Raw genomic sequence first — 17,536 nt, forward strand, 5'->3', positions numbered from 1 at the left:
GCCGGACACCGAAGATGCCGCGCGACGGACACCCGCCGGGGAAATGCGTGAGAATTGGCGGCCGCGTTTTCCCTTGCGACTGCAAAACCCACGCGGCCGGTCGCCCTGTTTTGCGGCCCGGCCGCCGTAACGGATATCAGCGGGCCCCCGACGAAGTAGTGAACGGGCCGACGGTTCTCACCCACGAGCCGCTGCCCCGAAGTCAACGGCCCCTACCGCGTCCGGCGGAGTAACTCCGCCTGACCGGAACGGCCCGGAACCGCAGTCCACTGGATGAACGACGAGAATGGGGATGCGCGATGACGACGACCGGGTCGGACCGCACGTCGGTACGCCACCGGCAGGAGTCGGACCGCGCGCCCGCGAGGAACGACGCCACCTTGGCGGATCTGTTCGAGGCACAGGTACGGCTGCACTCCGACCGGACGGCTGTCACCTATGGCACCGAGCACCTCGACTACGCCACCCTCGACGAGCGTGCAAACCGCCTGGCCCACGCGCTCATCCGGCGGGGTGCCGGTCCCGAACGGGTCGTCGCCCTGGCCCTTCCGCGCTCGATCGACCTCGTGGTGGCCGTCCTCGCGGTCCTCAAGTCGGGCGCCGCCTATCTGCCGCTGGACCTGGACCACCCTCGGGAACGCCTGGAGCGCACCCTCCGGGACGCACGCCCGGTGCTGCTGCTCAGCCTCGAACCGATCGCACTGCGCAGCGACGTCCCGCCCATGGTCCTCCACGACCCGGGGACCAGGGCGGACCTGGCGCACGGTCCGGTGACCGCGCCTACCGCGGCGGACCGCCACGGCCCGCTCACCGCGCACGCGGCCGCGTACGTCATTTACACCTCCGGCTCCACGGGCCGGCCCAAGGGCGTGGTCGCGTCCCACCACAACGTCGTCCGCCTGTTCACCCGCACCGCCGCCTTCTTCCGCTTCTCCGAGCGCGACGTGTGGACGCTCTTCCACTCCTACGCGTTCGACGTGTCGGTCTGGGAGATGTGGGGTGCGCTGCTGCACGGCGGACGCCTGGTCGTGGTCTCCTACGACGTCAGCCGCGCTCCCGAACGCTTCCTCGAACTGCTGGCCGACGAGCGGGTCACGGTCCTGAGCCAGACACCCTCCGCCTTCTACCCGCTGATGCGGGCCGACCAGGACCGTCCCTCGACGGGCAGTCCGCTCGTCCTGCGCACCGTGGTGCTCGCGGGTGAGGCGCTCGACTTCGCCAGGCTGGCGCCCTGGTACGAACGGCATGGCGACGACGCCCCCGTCCTGATCAACATGTACGGGATCACCGAGACCACCGTCCACGCCACCGTCACGGCACTCACCCGCGACGACGCCGTCGCCGGCGCCCCGAGCCGGATCGGCACCGGCATCGCCGACCTGTCCACCTACATCCTGGACGAGGCGCTGCGCCCGGTCCCCGACGGTGCCGCCGGGGAACTCTACGTCGCCGGGCCGGGGGTGGTGCGTGGGTACCTGGGCCAACCGCCCCTGACCGCCGCGCGCTTCGTCGCCGATCCCTTCGGGCCGCCTGGCACCCGCATGTACCGCAGCGGCGACGTGGTCCGCCGTACCCACCAGGGCGACCTGGAGTTCCTCGGTCGCGCGGACGAACAGGTGAAGATCCGCGGTTTCCGCGTCGAACCCGGTGAGATCGCGGCGGCGCTGGAGGCCCACCCGGTCGTGCACCAGGCCGCGGTCGTCGTCCGCGAGGACACCCCCGGCGATCGGCGCCTGGTCGCCTACGTCGTCCCCCGCCGCCGGGTGCGGGCACCCGCCGACACCACGGCGCACGTCGAGGACTGGGCGAAGGTCTTCGACTCCCAGTACGCGGGCGCCGAAACGACGCGCGAGGCCGCCTTCGGCGAGGACTTCACCGGCTGGCACGACACCTATGCCGACGGCGCTGCCCTGCCCCTCCCCCACATGCGGGAATGGCGCGACGCAACGGTGCGGCGCATCCGGGAACTTCGCCCCCGTCGCGTCCTGGAGATCGGCGTGGGTACCGGTCTGCTGCTGTCGCAGCTGACTCCCGGATGCGAGGAGTACTGGGGAACCGACATCTCCCTGCAGGCGGTCGACACCCTGCGCCGCGAGACGGCCGAACGGCCCGAGCTGGACGGGCGCGTCCAGCTCAGCCACCGCGCGGCCCACGACATCGGCAACCTGCCGGCCGGGCACTTCGACGTGGTGGTGCTCAACTCCGTCCTGCAGTACTTCCCCGACGGCGACTACCTGCTCGACGTGCTGAGCAAGGCCTGGAACCTGCTCCGTCCAGGTGGAGCCCTCTTCGCTGGCGACGTCCGCGACGCCAGGTCCCTGCGCTGCTTCTCCGGCGCCGTCGTCCTGCGTCGCGCGTCCGCACGGGACGACCGGACAAGGCTGCGGCAGGCCGCCGAACGTGCCCTGGCCCTGGAGGCCGAACTGCTCGTCGCCCCGGACTTCTTCCACGCCTTCGCACGGCGGGAGCCGACGGTGGGCGCGGTGGACGTCCAGGTGCGCCGCGGCCGCCACCACAACGAGATGACCCGGTACCGCTACGACGCCGTGCTGCACAAGGCGGGCACACCGGTCACCCGTGCCGCTCCGGACCCCGTCCGGCTGCGCTGGCCCGAGGACGTGGCGTCCGCGGCCCGACTCGCCACCCAGCTGCGCGAGCAGCGCCCCGAGTGGTTGAGGGTGACCGGCGTGCCGAACCGACGGACAGCCCAGGAAGCCGCGGCCGTCCGGGCCTTCGACCACGGAGCGGACCTCGCCGAGATCCACGGCCTGCTGGCGGAAGCACCGCACGGGGTCGATCCGGAGGCGGTGTACGCACTCGGAGCGGAACTCGGCTACCGGGTGGCGGTCGCTCCCTCGTCGACGGCCGTCGACCAGATGGACATCGTCTTCTCCCGCGTGGACGGGATCCTCCAGGCGTACGAGCCGACCGTCCCCATCGCGGAACCGGCCGTCTACACCAACAGCCCCATGGCGGCACGCCACGGCGCACAGGAGACCCCCCTCCTCCGGGCCCACCTGCGTGAGCGGCTGCCCGACTACATGGTGCCCGCGGCCGTGGTGTACCTGGAGCGGCTGCCCCTGACCGTCAACGGCAAGCTGGACCGCGCGGCGCTGCCCGCGCCGGAGGCCGGAGGAGACGGCGTCCTCCGCACCCCGCGGTCGCGCGACGAGAAGGCGCTGTGCGAGCTGTTCGCGGAGGCCCTCGGAATCGACCGGATCGGGATCGACGACGGCTTCTTCGACCTGGGCGGCCACTCGCTGCTCGCCGCGAGGCTGGTCGCCGCGATCCGCGCCCAGCTGGACGCGGATCTCGGTGTCCGCGATCTCTTCGAAGCGCCGACCGTCGCCGCTCTGGCGCCGCGGCTGCGGACACCGGCACAGCGCCGCAGCACGTCCATTTGAGAATGTCCGGCCGCCCGTTCGGGCAGCCGCCACCGGGCGGACCAACGGTGCGGCCCGGCAGTGTGAGCACCGGTTTGGTGTTACGGAAAAGTGAGGGACCGTCATGATGAGCCTTGAACCGGTGGAGGAGCAGGTCTCCGCCACTGATTCCCGATACATCTGGTCCTATCCGGTCGACGAGCCGGCTTCAGGGCCGCAGGCGAAGAGGATTCAGACGATCTGGTACGTGGGGCTTCCTCTCACGTCCGCCCATCGCGGCAGCCACTCCGGCGGAGGAGCCCTCATCGACGAGGCGGGGGACCAGTCCCGCTACGCGAACGAGGGCACGGTCTACCCGCATTCCGCGCTGGTCGAGATGATCACCTACCAGAACGCGTGCTTCCCCCATCTGGACTGGCAGTACCTGGACATGAGCCATCTCGACTGGGATGTCGTGCGGGCGAGGATCCAGGCGGATCCGCCCGACATGGCGGCGTTCACCGTCTACTCCTCGACCGCGATGTGGGCGTACATCGTCGCCGCCGAGATCAAACGGGTGAATCCCGACGCCGTGATCGTCTTCGGCAACGACCACCCCGGGATCCTGCATCGCGAGGTCCTCTCGGGCACGTACGGTTCGAAGATCGTGGACTTCGTCTGCACGGGGAACAACGGCCCGTTCACCATGATGGGACTGCTGTCGTGGCTCGAGGGGAGGATCGACCTCTCCCGGATTCCGTCGCTGGCGTACCGGGACGGAACCGGGGAGATCCACAACCAGCCGGCTCCCACGTATCCCCTGTCGGGGCGGATGCTCCCCGACTACCGGCTCATCGAGGACCAGCTGAAGGAGCACTACGACGACGCGTTCAAAGTCTGGTACGCGTCGCACTACGACTTGAAACGCATGGTCACCCTGCCGCTGGACGGCGGCTGCAACTGGGGCCGGCGCCCCACACGCCGGTGCCTGCACTGCTCGATCCAGGGGCTGACGCCGAAGACGACGGACGTCAGCGCGGCAGTCTCCACACTGGAAGTACTGGTCGGCCAGCTGAGGTCGAACGTCTACGCGGCGGGCGACTCCACGTTGGGGATGTCGAAGGCGCAGTGGGGCGGGAGTTCTTCATTCCTCGACGAGCTGGCCGAGGCCTGCGCCGGGTCGGAGATCCTCCGGGGGCAGCGGTTCATGCTCGCCTACGGCCTGGTCTACGAGTTCCTGCAGGCGGCGGAGCTCTGCAAGGGATTCGTGAAGACCTGGAACGTCGGTATCGAGGCCTTCGACCCGAAGTTGCTGAAGGGCAACTCGAAGGGCATCAACAAGGGACCCGACAGGGTGATCGAGGCCTTGGAGCTGGCGCAGAGCCTCGACTACAAGATGTACCTCTCGGGGATCCTCGGTCTCCCGGGCACCACTTTGCGGCAGCTCAAAGAGGAAGTGGACAACTGGCTCTCCATAGCGGAGGCCTATGCGGGATCCATCACGACGATATCCGTCGCCGCGCCGGCGATCATCCCCGGATCCCGCATGTACCGTGACGCCTTCAACCAGCACGCGAGCGTCAGGGAATGGCATGGCGAGCTGCTGCCCATCAGGAAACTCTCGGAGCTCTACATCCGGGAGAACACCGAGGTGGAGCTGGCCGACGTCGAAGCGGCGCTGGCCGATCTCGGGCGGGGGGTCATCGCCTTGGACAACGCAGGCGCCAACGTCAAGTTCGGCGGTTACATGCTGGGCGGGGTGGACCACGAGGAGACGTACGAACGCCGCCTGCTGCACGAGATCTTCAGCGAGCTCCGCTGACCCCGACCGCCCTCGGTCGGCGCTTGCAGCCCACAACCAACCGACGACAGCACTGGACCAGCCGTGACGAATCCCTTCGAAGACCCGACCGCACACTACTTCGTACTCTCCAATGAGGAGGGCCAGCACTCCCTCTGGCCGGTGCGCGCCGACGTCCCCGAGGGGTGGGAGATCACCTTCGGAGAGGCACCGCGTCAGGATTGCCTCGACCATGTCGAGCGCTCCTGGACGGACATGCGCCCCAGGAGTCTGGTCGCGGCCATGGAGAAGAGCTCAGTGCCGGTTCACGGGAAAGAGTAGAAGCGGTACCTCGTCGAGATGACCACAAACACAGACAGCGAAGCAGTCGCCGGAAACTGGTTCCGGGTGATCAAGCGCTCAACGAAGCCCCGTGCCCGGCTGATCTGCTTTCCCCATGCCGGTGGTGCCGCGAGCTTCTTCCGGGACTGGGCGGACCTGGTCCCCGACGACATGGACCTTGCCGCCGTCCGGTATCCCGGTCGTGAGGACCGGTTTCTCGATCCCCCACCCGCGTCCATGGCGGATCTGGCGAACCCGGTGGCGCGGGCATGCCTGGCGTCGGGCGACGTACCTCTCGTGTTCTTCGGTCACAGCATGGGAGCGTCCGTCGCATACGAGGTGGCGCTTCGCCTGCAGTCCGCCGGTAGCAGCCGGCTGACGGATCTGTTCGTCTCGGGCTCCGCGGCACCCGGTCGGAGTTCGGGTTCACGGGACCCGCTCACCATGACCGACGCGGAGATCCGTGAAGAAGTAGCAGAGCTCGGGGGTGCGGACGCGAACGCCCTCGCGGATCAGGAGCTCTGGAAACTGCTGATCCCGTCGATCCGCGCGGACTACCACCTCATCGGACGCTACCGGGCGGGATTCTCCACGACGGCCCCGCTCGACGTTCCGATGGTCGCCTATTACGGCCGCGCGGACAGGGATGTGGATGCGGCTTCCGTAGCCGCCTGGGCCGACGCGACGAGCTCCACCTTCGCCATGCGGTCCTTCGACGGCGGCCATTTCTACCTCAAGGACCATGCTCCCGGTCTTGTCGCTGATCTTCTCGGTCGTCGAGCGCCCTTTCACCCGTGACTTCCCCCGCATCGCAGTGGCGCGCCTGAACACGCTTCGGCTCCCGGTCCGGCCGTGCCGGACCGGGAGCCGTCATGTGCGAACTGCCACGAACGTGCGGTGCGATCCCGTCGCCGGACCGCACCGTACGACCGGGTCAGACGCCGGTGTCCTGGGTCGCGCCGCTCGCGTCATCGAGCAGCAGCACCTCGAGGGCGGCCGCGAAGTCGGCGAGGACGGGGTGGTCGAACAGCAACTTCACCGCCACCGGGAGGTCCAGGGCTTCCCGCAGCCGTCCCGCGACACGGGTGGCGGCGAGAGAGTGACCGCCCAGGGCGAAGAAGTCGTCTCCCTGCCAGACGGAGGAAACGCCCAGCACCGCGGCCCACACGTCGGCGACGAGTTGTTCGGCCTCTCCGCCGGGCGGCACCTGCGAGCGCCCGGAGGCCTCCGTCGGATGCGGGAGTGCCGCACGGTCGACCTTGCCACTGGTCAGGACGGGCAGCGCCGGCATTCTCACCCACCGGCCGGGGACCATGTGCTCGGGCAGTCGCAGGCGAAGCCGTGCCTGGACGGCCGTGGCGTCGACGCTGTCGGGCACCAGATAGCCGACCAGGTGGGCGTCGCCGCCCGAACCGGAGACCGTCACCGCTGCGTCGTCCACCTGCGCGTCGGCTCGTAGCGCGGCCTCGATCTCGCCCGGCTCGATGCGGTAACCGCGCACCTTCACCTGACTGTCGCGTCGGCCGTGAAACTCCAGCGCCCCGTCGCTCCGCCGACGGGCCCGGTCACCCGTGCGGTAACACCGTTCGCCGGGCACGAAGGGGTCGGCCGTGAACGCCCCCGAGGCCAGGTTCCGGTATCCACGCGCCACCCCGCTCCCTGCCACCCACAACTCGCCGACCACTCCCGGCGGTACCAATCGGCCGAGCGGATCCACCACGTAACAGCGCGCGCCCGCCACCGGACGGCCGATCGGGACCGGGTCGTCCGTCCCGGCCACCCGGTGCACGGTGGCGGTGACGGTCGTCTCGGTCGGCCCGTAGGAGTTCCACAGGTGAGCGACCCTGCCCAGCAGGTCAAGCGCGAGCTGCGGGTCCAGTACCTCGCCGCCGGTGAGGACGCGCATCTCCGGGTGGCCCGGCCAGTCCGCGGCAAGCAGCATGCGCATCGACGTGGGCGTCAGGTGCAGCACGGTGACGCCGCTGGCGGTGATCCGCTCGGCCAGGGCGTACCCGTCCGTCGCGCAGGCCCGTTCGACGATGACGCAGCGGCCCCCGACCGCCAGCGGCGCCCAGATCTCTTCGACCGAGACGTCGAAGGAGAGGGGAGCCACCGCGGCCATCGAGTCGGCCGGACCGATGCCGGGCGTAACAACGAATCCCGCGACGAAGGCGGCCAGGTTGGCGTGCGTCACCTCGACACCCTTCGGCCGGCCGCTCGACCCCGAGGTGTACAGGACGTAGGCCAGCCCCTCGGGGCGTGCCCCGGGCAGGGCGCGCGGGACAGCTTGCGCGGCCAACTCGTCGGCGTCCAGCGAGGTCGGCAGTGCGGGCGGAACCGGTCCGCGCACCAGTACCACCCGGGCGCCGCCGTCGGCGGCGAGCTGAGCCAGCCGCTCTGCCGGGTAGTCGGCGTCCAGCGGCAGATAGGCCGCCCCGGCCCGCCACACCGCCAGCAGGGCCGCGGGGAGGAAGTGATCCCGGGGCACGCTCACTCCGACGACGTCACCAGGGCCGATCCCGGCGTCGAGCAGCCCTGAGGCCACCCGGTCCGACCAGGCCTGGAGTTCGGCGTAGGTGAGGGAACCCTCGGGCCCGGTCACCGCGACCGACTCCGGCCGGGTGGCGGCCGCGGCGAGCACGGTGTCCAGCACGGTCGCCGGCACGGACTCGGGCAGCGCGGGTCCCGCGGCGAGAGCCAGCAAGGCGCCACGTTCCTGCGGGCTGACCAGTTCGAGTCCGGCGAGCGGCAGATCGGGCTGGGCCAGGCCGGTCCGCAGGGTCCTGAGCATGCGCTCGGCGAAGGCCTCCGCATCCGTCCGCGTGAATCGCCTGGTGGCGTACTCGATCTGGAGCTCGGCCCGGGTCGCCGTCCGCGAGACGAAGACCGAGAGTTCGTTGGCCGCGGCGCCGCTCCCCCGGTCCGAGCGCAGCTCGAGGCGGAAGGGGCCGCTGGACAGCGTCGCGGGTTCGTCGAGCGGCAGCATGGTGATGACGACCGGAGTGCGCGACGCACCGTTCGCCCGGTGGGCGGGCAGGTGGTCGATCAGCTCGCGGGAGGGGAGTTCCTGGTGGGCGAGGGCCGCGACGGTCGTCGTGGCGCAATGCCCGGCCAAGTCGCGGAAGGTCAGCTCTCCGTCGAGGCGCACCCGCAGCGGCAGCGTGTCCACCAAGGGGCCCAGCAGGCGCTCGGTTCCGGTCCGGTGGCGGCGGGCGGCGGCCGCGCCGATCACGACGTCGTCGTGTCCGCTGAGGCCGCCGGTCACGAGTCCCAGGGCGGCCAGGTAGCCGGCGAACGGGGTCGTCCCGGTCTCGGCCGCGAAGCGGCCCAGGCGGGCCAGCAGTGGCTGTTCCAGGGTGACGGTCACGCGCTCGGTGGCCCACCCCGGTGCCTGGTCGCTCCCGGGCAGGTCGTCGGGTATGACGGCTCCCTCCAGGGCAGTCCGCCAGTACGCGTCCAGCCGCTCGTGGCGCGGGCGATCGGCGTCGAGTTCCTGTTCATGGAGGGCGATGTCGCCCATCTGGAGGGGAAGTTCGTCCACCGGGTGTCCGGCGAGCTCTCCCAAGAGTTCGCTGAGGAAGACCGGCACGGAGGCGCCGTCGAAGGCCATGTGGTCGACGGCCACGGACAGTTCCCCCGCGTCGTCGGCGGTGTGGGCGAACGATGCGCGCAGCAGCGGGGTTTCGGTGCCGAGGTCGAAGGTGTGTCCCGCCGTGTCCCGGTGCAGCGCGTCGAGACGCCGCTGCTGCTCGTCGGCGGGCAGTGCGCGCAGGTCGGCCTCGGTGACCGGGACGGGCACCGGCGGACCTGGCACCATGTACGGCTCGGTGTCGAACCGGACGGTGCTGCGCAGCACCTCATGGCGGCGCACGATGGCGTCCAGCGCCTGGCGTACGGCCGGTCCACTCACCGGGCCCCCCACGCCGATGCGCATCGTCAGAGTGGTGACGGGGGCGTCCGGGGCGAGCTGGCGCAGCAGCCAGAACTCCCGTTGCATGGCGGTGAGCGGGTGGCGGGACAGGCCGGGCGTGCGGCGCAGTGGCGGTTCGGCGGCCAGGGTGTCCATGGCGCGCGCGAGCGAGGCCGCGGTGGGATGGTTCAGGAAGGTCGCGAGCGGCACCGGTGTCCTGCGGCGACGTCCGAGCTCGCTGACGACGCGGGCGGCGGCCAGCGAGTGTCCGCCGAGGTCGGCGAAGCGATCGTCGACTCCGACCTGGTCGATGCCCAGGACCTCGGCGATGACGTCCGCGATGAGCTGCTCGGTGTCGTCGCGTGGGGCCGTGTACGGGGCGTCCGGCCGACGGCCCGCCCTGATGACGGGCAGGGCCCCGCGGTCGACCTTGCCCGTGGGGTGGACGGGGAGGCGGGGCAGCACGGCGATCCGCCAGGGGACGGCGTACTGCGGCAGCCGGGCGGTCAGCCAGGCGCGCAACTCCCCTTCGGTTGCCGAGTCCGACTCGGCGTATCCGACGAGCCGGTCCCCGGTGGCCAGGACGACGGCGTGCCGGACACCGGGGTGGTCGGCGAGCACGGCCTCGACCTCGCCCGGTTCCAGCCGGACGCCGCCGACCTTAACCTGCTCGTCAGCCCGTCCGACGAAGTAGTAGGTGTCCCCCAGGCGTCGCACCAGGTCGCCCGTGCGGTACCCGAAGGAGCCGAACCGCTCGGCGGTCAGTTGGGGACGGTTGAGGTATCCACGGGACACACACGGCCCGGCGATCCACAGCTCGCCGGTCTCCCCTTCGGCCAGGATCGCACCGTCCGGAGACCGGACGGACAGTTCGGCTCCGGCGATCGGCTGCCCGATCGAGGGGTTACCGGTGCCGTGCCGGTCCACCTCCTCCATGGTGCAGGCCACGGTGCACTCGGTGGGGCCGTAGCCGTTGAGCACACGCCGGACCTGGGGGTGGGCGTAGACCCGGTCGCACAGGGCACGAGTGACCAACTCGCCGCCCGTGATGACGGTTCGCACGCTCGGAGGCAGGGTGTCGCGCATCAGCGCCGACAGGGCGGACGCCGCGGCGATGAGCACGGTGACCTCGGAGCGGGCCGGGAGCGCGGACACGGCGAACAGGTTCTCCGCCAGGATGACGGTGCCCCCGGCCACCAGCGGGGCGCAGATCTCGACGGTCGACGGGTCGAAGCACACCGACGTCGCCGCCAGCATGCCGCGGAGTTCGTCCGCGGAGAGGTAGTCCGCGTACCAGCGGATCAGGGTGTGGAGATTGCGGTGCTCCACGACCACGCCCTTCGGCGTGCCGGTGGAACCCGATGTGTACATGACGTACGCGGGGCTGTGCGGATCGGTCTCCAGACCGAGGCTGTCGGCGGGTTGTACGTCGTCGACGGGCACGGACGTGACGGTGGCCGGCACAGCGTGATTCGTGTCCGCCGAGGTGAGGACCGCCGAGAGCGAGGCGTCCTCGGCGATGAACCTGATGCGCTCCTCGGGATAGGCCGGATCCAGGGGTACGTAAGCGGCGCCGGCCTTCATCACCCCAAGGATTGCCGGGATCAACCACTTGTCCCGCTGGACGCACAGACCGACCCGGTCACCGTCGCGCACCCCCGAGGAATGCAATCGCCTGGCGATTCCATTCGCCAGGCGATCGATTTCCGCATAGCCGAATCTGGTATCGCCGACCACCACCGCGGGGCGGTCCGGAGTTCTCCGCGCTTGCTGCTCGAAAGCCTCGTGCACACATGACGCATTCACATGAAGATAAGTTCTCATCGCGCTCACTGTTCACCGTGCGCATGGAGCATGCCTCAGCGCAGTACCGCTGCAACTCTCCAGCTCAACACGGGTCGTAAGCACATTTCGAGGCGCACGCAGTGGAGTGGATTCACGCAGTACGGAGGGCTGGGACAACCTCTGCCACACGTACCCCATTTCCAGGCGCTTATCCTTCAACGGATCCGAACTGTAACACCGTTCGGCGGCCGGCGACGGGAATCGAAATCAAGACGACGCCAGGGACCCGTATGCATCCCGGGAGCATCCTCCGCCACAAAGGCATCGGCGCGCAGTGGCCATCCGCCGGCCGTAACAGCGAGGAGACGGCATCATGTACGACTGCGGGATTTCGGCAACTCCAGTTGGCCGACGGCTGCCTCCCGGTCGTTGGCGAGCACCGCCCCATCGGCGTCCGCCCGGCCCCGTGGGAAGTAGCGGGGCGCGCAGCCGCCGGAACCCGACTGGGCGGGGACGAAGAAAAGCCCAGCCGGGTCCGATTCAGCGGGCTCGGGGTCTTCGCCGTACACGTAGAGACACATGGATGTCGTTCCTCCTGGAGCGAGGGAGATACGCGACACGGGCACGGGCCCGCGTCCGGCAATGAGGCTATGCCCGCAGGTCAGGCCGCGATCTCGCTCCGAGGCAAACCCTGACGTCGCCTTGACGGTGGAGTTCCGCCGGCTTGGTCATGATGGAAGGCGCAGGACTTCGCCGGACGTACGGGGCCCCCGCATCGCGCCCGCTCCACGCCGAGCGCCGGCCCCATCGCGGGCGTCCTCCGGACTGCCGCCTCACCGGGCGTCGCCTTCGCCTACCTCACGGCGTGGATGCTGCCGGCCCTCGTCGGCTTGCTACCGGCCGCACGACGCCGATGGGGACGCTGCAACTGCTCTTACCGACGTCCCTACTTTTCGGTGCGGGCGAAGATCAGGGCGACCAGTGCCAGGCCGACGACGCCGCCGACGATCTGCATGCCGACGAAGCCGGGCACCGAGCCAGGGGCGATACCCGCGAAGGTGTCGGAGAAGGCCCGGCCGATGGTGACTGCGGGGTTCGCGAAGGAGGTGGAGGAGGTGAACCAGTAGGCGGCGCCGATGTAGGACGCGACGGCGACGGGTGCGAAGTGCAGCCGCTGCGTGCGGGCCAGCCCGAAGATCAGCAGCACCAGGCCCGCGGTGGCGACGACCTCGCCGAGCAGCAGATGCCCGGCCGAGCGGTCGTGCGTGGACCACTTCACCAGTGGCTCGGCGAACATGGCGTCCGCCAGGATCGCGCCGGCGATCGCCCCCACGGTCTGAGCCGGTATGTAGGCGGCGGCTTCGCGGGCCGTGACGCCGTCTCCGTTCTCGCGGCGGGAGGTCCACCACTCGGCGAGGGTGACGACCGGGTTGAAGTGCGCGCCGGAGACCGGGCCGAGCAGGGCGATGAGCACGCCCAGGCCGAAGACCGTGGCGATGGCGTTGGCCAGTAGTTGGACCCCCACGTCCTTGCTGAGCTCGGTGGCCTGGATGCCGGAGCCGATCACGATGGCGACCAGGGCGGCGGTGCCGACCAGCTCGGCGGCTGCCCGGCGGGTCAACGGGACGCGCGGTGCGGGGACGACGGCGGGGGCAGGTTCCGCCGTGATCTCGGGGGCGGTCTCGGTGGCGCTCAACGGGACTCCTGTCGGCGAGGCGCGAGGGGACGGGGATCAGGGGCAAGCGCGCTTGGTGTTGTTCTCGGCGGTGGCCCGCGCGGTGGCGGCCAGATCGGCAAAAGACCCGGCCAGGCTCTCGATGACCTCCGGCCGCAGCCGGTAGTACGTGAACCGGCCGCACGGCTCGGTCTCGACAACACCGGCCTCTCTGAGCACCTTCAGGTGGTTGGAGAGGTTGGTCTGACGGGCGCCCGTCTCCTCCACGAGATGCGTCGTGCACAGCGTCTCGCGGGCGAGCAGGCTCACGATCTGGAGCCTGAGCGGGTCCGCCAGAACCCGGATCAGATCAGTGTCGACTGACGTCAGCATGGGCTGATACTGTCACATCAGCCGGGGCTGATGCCAGCCCGGACATTCCGTCGTAGACAAGAGAGACCACCATGTCCGACAAGCCCTCCGTGCTCTTCGTCTGTGTCCACAACGCCGGCCGCTCCCAGATGGCCGCCGCGTGGCTGACCCATCTTGCCGGGGACCGCGTGGAGGTCCGCTCGGCCGGTTCCGCCCCCGCCGACCAGGTCAACCCGGCCGTCGTCGAGGCGATGAAGGAGGTCGGCATCGACGTGTCGGCCGAGATCCCGAAGGTACTGACCGTCGAGGCCGTCCAGGCCTCGGACGTGTGCATCACCATGGGCTGCGGCGACGCCTGCCCCGTCTTCCCCGGCAAGCGCTACCTGGACTGGACGCTGGAGGACCCGGCCGGTCAGGGCGTCGAGGCCGTCCGCCCGATCCGTGACGAGATCAAGGCCCGGATCGAGGGCCTGATCGCCGAGATCGCCCCGGAGCCCAAGGCATGAGCGAGCAGGTCCGCGACGTCATCGTCATCGGCTCCGGGCCGCCGGCTACACCGCCGCGCTCGACACCGCCCGCGCTTACCTGAAGCCGCTGGTCTTCGAGGGCTCGGTCACCGCCGGTGGCGCACTGACGCAGACCACCGAGGTCGAGAACTTCCCCGGCTTCCGCGACGGCATCATGGGCCCGGACCTGATGGACGAAATGCGGGCCCAGGCCGAGCGGTTCGGAGCCGAACTCGTCCCGGACGACGTGACCGCGGTCGACTTCAGCGGCGACGTCAAGACCGTCACCGACTCCGAGGGCACCATCCACCGGGCCAAGGCCGTGATCGTCGCCACCGGCTCACAGCACCGCATGCTCGGCCTGCCGAACGAGGACGAACCGTCCGGCCGGGACGCGTCGTACTGCGCCACCTGCGACGGGTTCTTCTTCCGCGAGCACGACATCGCCGTCATCGGCGGCGGCGACACCGCCATCGAAGAAGCGACGTTCCTGTACCGCTTCGCCAAGACCGTCACCATCGCGCACCGCCGCGACACCCTGCGCGCGTCCAAGGCCATGCAGGCGCGGGCCTTCGCACCCGAAAACCTCCTTCGCGCGCCCAGCACCCGCACCACCATCCCCGGCACTCGTACGCAGCGAGGTCCTGGCCCCCAAGGTCTCACCGGACGTCCTGTTCGTCTGCACCGAGAACTCCGGACGCCCTCAACCGGCCGCCGCCCTACTGCGCCGTGAAACCGCCGGGACGGTGCGCGTACACAGCTCCGGAACTCTGCCCGCCACGTGGATCGACCATGTCGCGCTGCGCCTGCTCGATGAGCTGGAGCTCTCGCCCGACGATGAGTTCCCCAAGCCGCTGACCCGTGAGGTCGTCCGCGCAGCCGACATCGTGATCACGCTCGGCTGCGGTGATGCCTGCCCGGTCCTGTCCGGCCGGCGCTACTACGACTGGCACCTGCCCGACCTGAAAGGCATGGGCATTGAGAGCGCCCGGGCCGTCCGTGAAGCACTCGCGCAGCGCGTCGCCCGATTAGCGGCCGTCATGCACTGACTGCAACCTTGGACCGTGAGGACGAAAGTTCAGGCGGTTGTGGCGTCGGCCAGCAGCTTTCCCATCGCAGCCACTACCGACGGCTCGACACGGTAGTAGACCCACGTGCCGCGCCGCTCGGAGCTGAGCAGGCCTGCTTCCTTGAGCTTCTTCAGGTGGTGCGAAACGGTCGGCTGGGAAACGCCGACGTCGGAGATGTCGCACACGCACGCCTCGCCGCCCTCATGCGAGGCAACTGCCGAGAACAGGCGGAGCCGCACCGGATCACCGAGGGCCTTGAACATCTTGGCGGCCCGCTCGGCCTCCTCCGCGTCCAGGGGACGTTCGGTCAGCGGCGGGCAGCACGGCACAACGACGCTGGAGTCCAGGACCGGCAGCAGCTCCACATTCGACATACGTCTATGTTGACATACGTCGAACTAACCACGGGAGGCCCCGGCCGCCACCCGTCCGGTCGAGGCTGCCGACGCGCCCTCCAGCCAGCCGCCTCCCGCCGCGACATCGATCCGCTCCAGGGATGAACCCTCTGCTTCCATGAATGTCTATGTTGACGTTCATCGAAACAGCTGCGATCCTGGCGTCGCCAGCATGCATCGACGGATGTCGAAACAGCGAGGAGTCGTCGTGAACGCGCCTGCCACCACTGAGCTGCCTGTCGTCGTGATCGGAGCCGGGCCCGCAGGCCTTGCCGCTGCCGCCAACCTGGTGGAACGGGGTATCGAACCCCTGGTTCTGGAGGCCGGCCCGGTCGCGGGCAGCGCGGTGCGCGAGTGGTCGCACGTACGGCTGTTCTCCACCTGGGCCGAGGTCACCGCCCCGGCGGCGGAGAAGCTGCTCGCCCCCACCGGGTGGGTCCGCCCGGACGCTGCCACCTACCCCACCGGCGGCAACTGGGCCGAGCAGTACCTGCAGCCGCTGGCCGACGTCCTCGGCGACAAGGTCCGCTACGGCGCCACCGTGACCGGGGTCTCCCGCGCCGGACGCGACCGGATCGTCGACGCCGACCGGGAAACGCAGCCGTTCGTCGTCCAGATCGCGCACGCCGACGGCCGCGAGGAGCGCATCACCGCCCGCGCCGTCATCGACGCCTCCGGCACCTGGGCCGTGCCCAGCCCGGCCGGCGGCAACGGCCTGCCCGCCCTGGGCGAGAAGGCAGCGGCCGACCGCATCACCTACCGCGTCCCGGACCTCAACGACCCTGCCGTGCGCGCCCGCTACGCAGGCAAGCGCACCGCCGTCATCGGCTCCGGCGCCTCCGCCTTCACCGCCCTCGCCTACCTCGCCGACCTGACCAAGGCCGAGGACGGCACCGGCACACACGCCGTGTGGATCCTGCGGCGCGGGATCTCCGGCGACACCTTCGGCGGCGGAACCGCCGACCAACTCCCCGCCCGCGGAGCCCTCGGCCTTGCCGCCAAGGCCGCCGTCGACAACGGCCACGCCAACGCCCTGACCGGCTTCCGCACCGAGGCCATCGAACGCGACACCGACGGCCGCCTGGTCCTGGTCGCCGAAGACGGACGCCGCCTGGAGCCCGTCGACGAGGTCATCGCGCTGACCGGGTTCCGCCCTGATCTGACGTTCCTGTCGGAGATCCGGCTCGGCCTGGATGAACGCCTGCAGGCCCCGACGGCGCTCGCCCCGCTGATCGACCCCAACGTGCACTCCTGCGGCACCGTCTACCCGCACGGCGTGAACGAACTGTCCCACCCCGAGCGGGGCATCTACCTGGTCGGCATGAAGTCCTACGGCCGCGCCCCCACCTTCCTCGCCATGACCGGCTACGAGCAGACCCGCTCCATCGCCGCCGCCATCGCCGGCGACCACGAGGCCGCCGAACGCGTCGAGCTCACCCTCCCCGACACCGGCGTGTGCGGCGGCGCCGGCCTGTTCGACCAGCCCGACACCACCCAGGACGCAGGCGGCGGCTGCTGCGCCGCCCCGGCCGTCCTGCAGATCGGCATCGGCGCCCCCGCCACCACCAGCGGCGGCTGCTGACACCCACCCACCCGGAGAGAAGAGGCACGTCATGTCCCGCGTACAGCTCGCCCTCCGCGTCCCCGACCTTCAGGCGTCCATCGCCTTCTACACCAAGCTGTTCGGCACCGAACCGGCCAAGCTCCGCGACGGCTACGCCAACTTCGCCATCGCCGAACCCCCGCTCAAGCTCGTCCTCTTCCACGCCCGGCAGCTCTTCGAGCGGCTTCCGCGTTACCTGGGCGAGGCGGAACTGGCGTCCGGTGCGCTGGTGGAGCTGCTGACGCCGGAGGATCCGCCGATCAACACGGGCTTCCTGGTCGCACGGGCGGGCACGCCAGACCGCGCGCCGGTCACCGCCGTACGCGAACGGCTCCCGGCCGCAGCCCGTGATTGCAGACGCCCAACGGCCAGGCGCGGCACAGAATTTGACGTCCCGTCAATGGTTGGCCGGAGCGCGGGACGGCCTGGAGCACCACGCGGCCGACCGCGGGGTCGGACCCGAGCACGGGATCGCCGTGGTCGCCCTCGGGCTACATCGGCACCGGCTTGCCGAGCCGACGGCCGATCGCGCGGCGTGCAGACGACGTCCACGCCGTGCGGCACGGAGCATGACCCCTGGGCGCAGGCCGGTTCGGAGGAAGCGTCCCCGCTCCTTCCACACCGGTCGGTCGCCATGGACCGGCTGAGCAGCGGAACGGAACATGCCGACGCGCCTGCGTTGAGTGGACTCAGGGTCTCGTCGCACGGAAGACGCAGAACGGGCTGGCGGCTTGTCGTGGGTCCGCCGACCGGAGTG

The 17,536-nt window shown here is 70.2% G+C and carries 11 protein-coding genes and 2 pseudogenes; 9 read left to right on the forward strand and 4 right to left on the reverse strand.

All coding sequences use genetic code 11. From position 1 onward, the window contains the following. The first annotated feature begins 299 nt into the window (after positions 1-299). The 4 genes from OIE69_RS01850 (at position 300) to OIE69_RS01865 (ending at position 6,282) form a co-directional block, all read left to right on the forward strand. The gene (locus tag OIE69_RS01850; protein WP_326570165.1) at positions 300-3,404 is read left to right on the forward strand and encodes an amino acid adenylation domain-containing protein; all 3,105 of its coding nucleotides are present in this window, start codon (positions 300-302) and stop codon (positions 3,402-3,404) included. Positions 3,405-3,630: 226 nt separating this feature from the next. Continuing rightward, positions 3,631-5,184, forward strand: coding sequence for a B12-binding domain-containing radical SAM protein (locus tag OIE69_RS01855; RefSeq protein ID WP_326570166.1), 1,554 nt, complete (start codon positions 3,631-3,633; stop codon positions 5,182-5,184). 63 nt (positions 5,185-5,247) lie between these two features. Then, positions 5,248-5,484: an MbtH family protein gene (locus tag OIE69_RS01860; protein WP_326570167.1), complete on the forward strand. Its 237-nt coding sequence runs from the start codon at positions 5,248-5,250 to the stop codon at positions 5,482-5,484. Positions 5,485-5,502: 18 nt separating this feature from the next. Then, positions 5,503-6,282, forward strand: a complete 780-nt coding sequence (locus OIE69_RS01865; RefSeq protein WP_326570168.1) for a thioesterase II family protein — start codon at positions 5,503-5,505, stop codon at positions 6,280-6,282. Positions 6,283-6,418: 136 nt separating this feature from the next. Here the strand turns inward: OIE69_RS01865 and OIE69_RS01870 are convergent, their stop codons facing one another. From OIE69_RS01870 to OIE69_RS01880, 3 genes are all read right to left on the reverse strand, one after another. Next, the gene (locus OIE69_RS01870; RefSeq protein WP_326570169.1) at positions 6,419-11,218 is read right to left on the reverse strand and encodes a non-ribosomal peptide synthetase; all 4,800 of its coding nucleotides are present in this window, start codon (positions 11,216-11,218) and stop codon (positions 6,419-6,421) included. 907 nt (positions 11,219-12,125) lie between these two features. Then, complete coding sequence (locus OIE69_RS01875; RefSeq protein WP_392567443.1) at positions 12,126-12,875, reverse strand: aquaporin; 750 nt, start codon at positions 12,873-12,875, stop codon at positions 12,126-12,128. 36 nt (positions 12,876-12,911) lie between these two features. Then, entirely contained in the window at positions 12,912-13,226 is a 315-nt protein-coding gene (locus OIE69_RS01880) for an ArsR/SmtB family transcription factor (protein ID WP_089229364.1), read from the reverse strand. A gap of 71 nt (positions 13,227-13,297) precedes the next feature. Between OIE69_RS01880 and OIE69_RS01885 the strand changes: the two genes are divergently transcribed. From OIE69_RS01885 to OIE69_RS01895, 3 genes and pseudogenes are all read left to right on the forward strand, one after another. Then, complete coding sequence (locus OIE69_RS01885) at positions 13,298-13,711, forward strand: arsenate reductase ArsC (protein WP_018557307.1); 414 nt, start codon at positions 13,298-13,300, stop codon at positions 13,709-13,711. Next, positions 13,708-14,288, forward strand: a pseudogene (locus OIE69_RS01890) (NAD(P)/FAD-dependent oxidoreductase); the annotation flags it as partial. The gene OIE69_RS01885 and the pseudogene OIE69_RS01890, both read left to right, overlap by 4 nt. A 145-nt stretch (positions 14,289-14,433) precedes the next feature. Next, a complete protein-coding gene (locus OIE69_RS01895; RefSeq protein ID WP_326580910.1) occupies positions 14,434-14,760 on the forward strand; it encodes an arsenate-mycothiol transferase ArsC in 327 nt (108 codons plus the stop codon). 29 nt (positions 14,761-14,789) lie between these two features. Here the strand turns inward: OIE69_RS01895 and OIE69_RS01900 are convergent, their stop codons facing one another. Then, a complete protein-coding gene (locus OIE69_RS01900; RefSeq protein ID WP_326570170.1) occupies positions 14,790-15,155 on the reverse strand; it encodes an ArsR/SmtB family transcription factor in 366 nt (121 codons plus the stop codon). A 229-nt stretch (positions 15,156-15,384) separates the two neighbouring features. On the opposite strand from OIE69_RS01900, the gene OIE69_RS01905 reads away from it, so the two are divergent. Continuing rightward, a complete protein-coding gene (locus OIE69_RS01905) occupies positions 15,385-16,758 on the forward strand; it encodes an NAD(P)-binding domain-containing protein (RefSeq protein WP_326570171.1) in 1,374 nt (457 codons plus the stop codon). Positions 16,759-16,789: 31 nt separating this feature from the next. Beyond that, positions 16,790-16,936: pseudogene (locus OIE69_RS01910) on the forward strand (VOC family protein); the annotation flags it as partial. Positions 16,937-17,536: the final 600 nt, after the last annotated feature.

Source organism: Actinacidiphila glaucinigra, from assembly GCF_035918135.1.
In the GTDB taxonomy this organism is placed as follows: Bacteria; Actinomycetota; Actinomycetes; order Streptomycetales; family Streptomycetaceae; genus Actinacidiphila; species Actinacidiphila glaucinigra.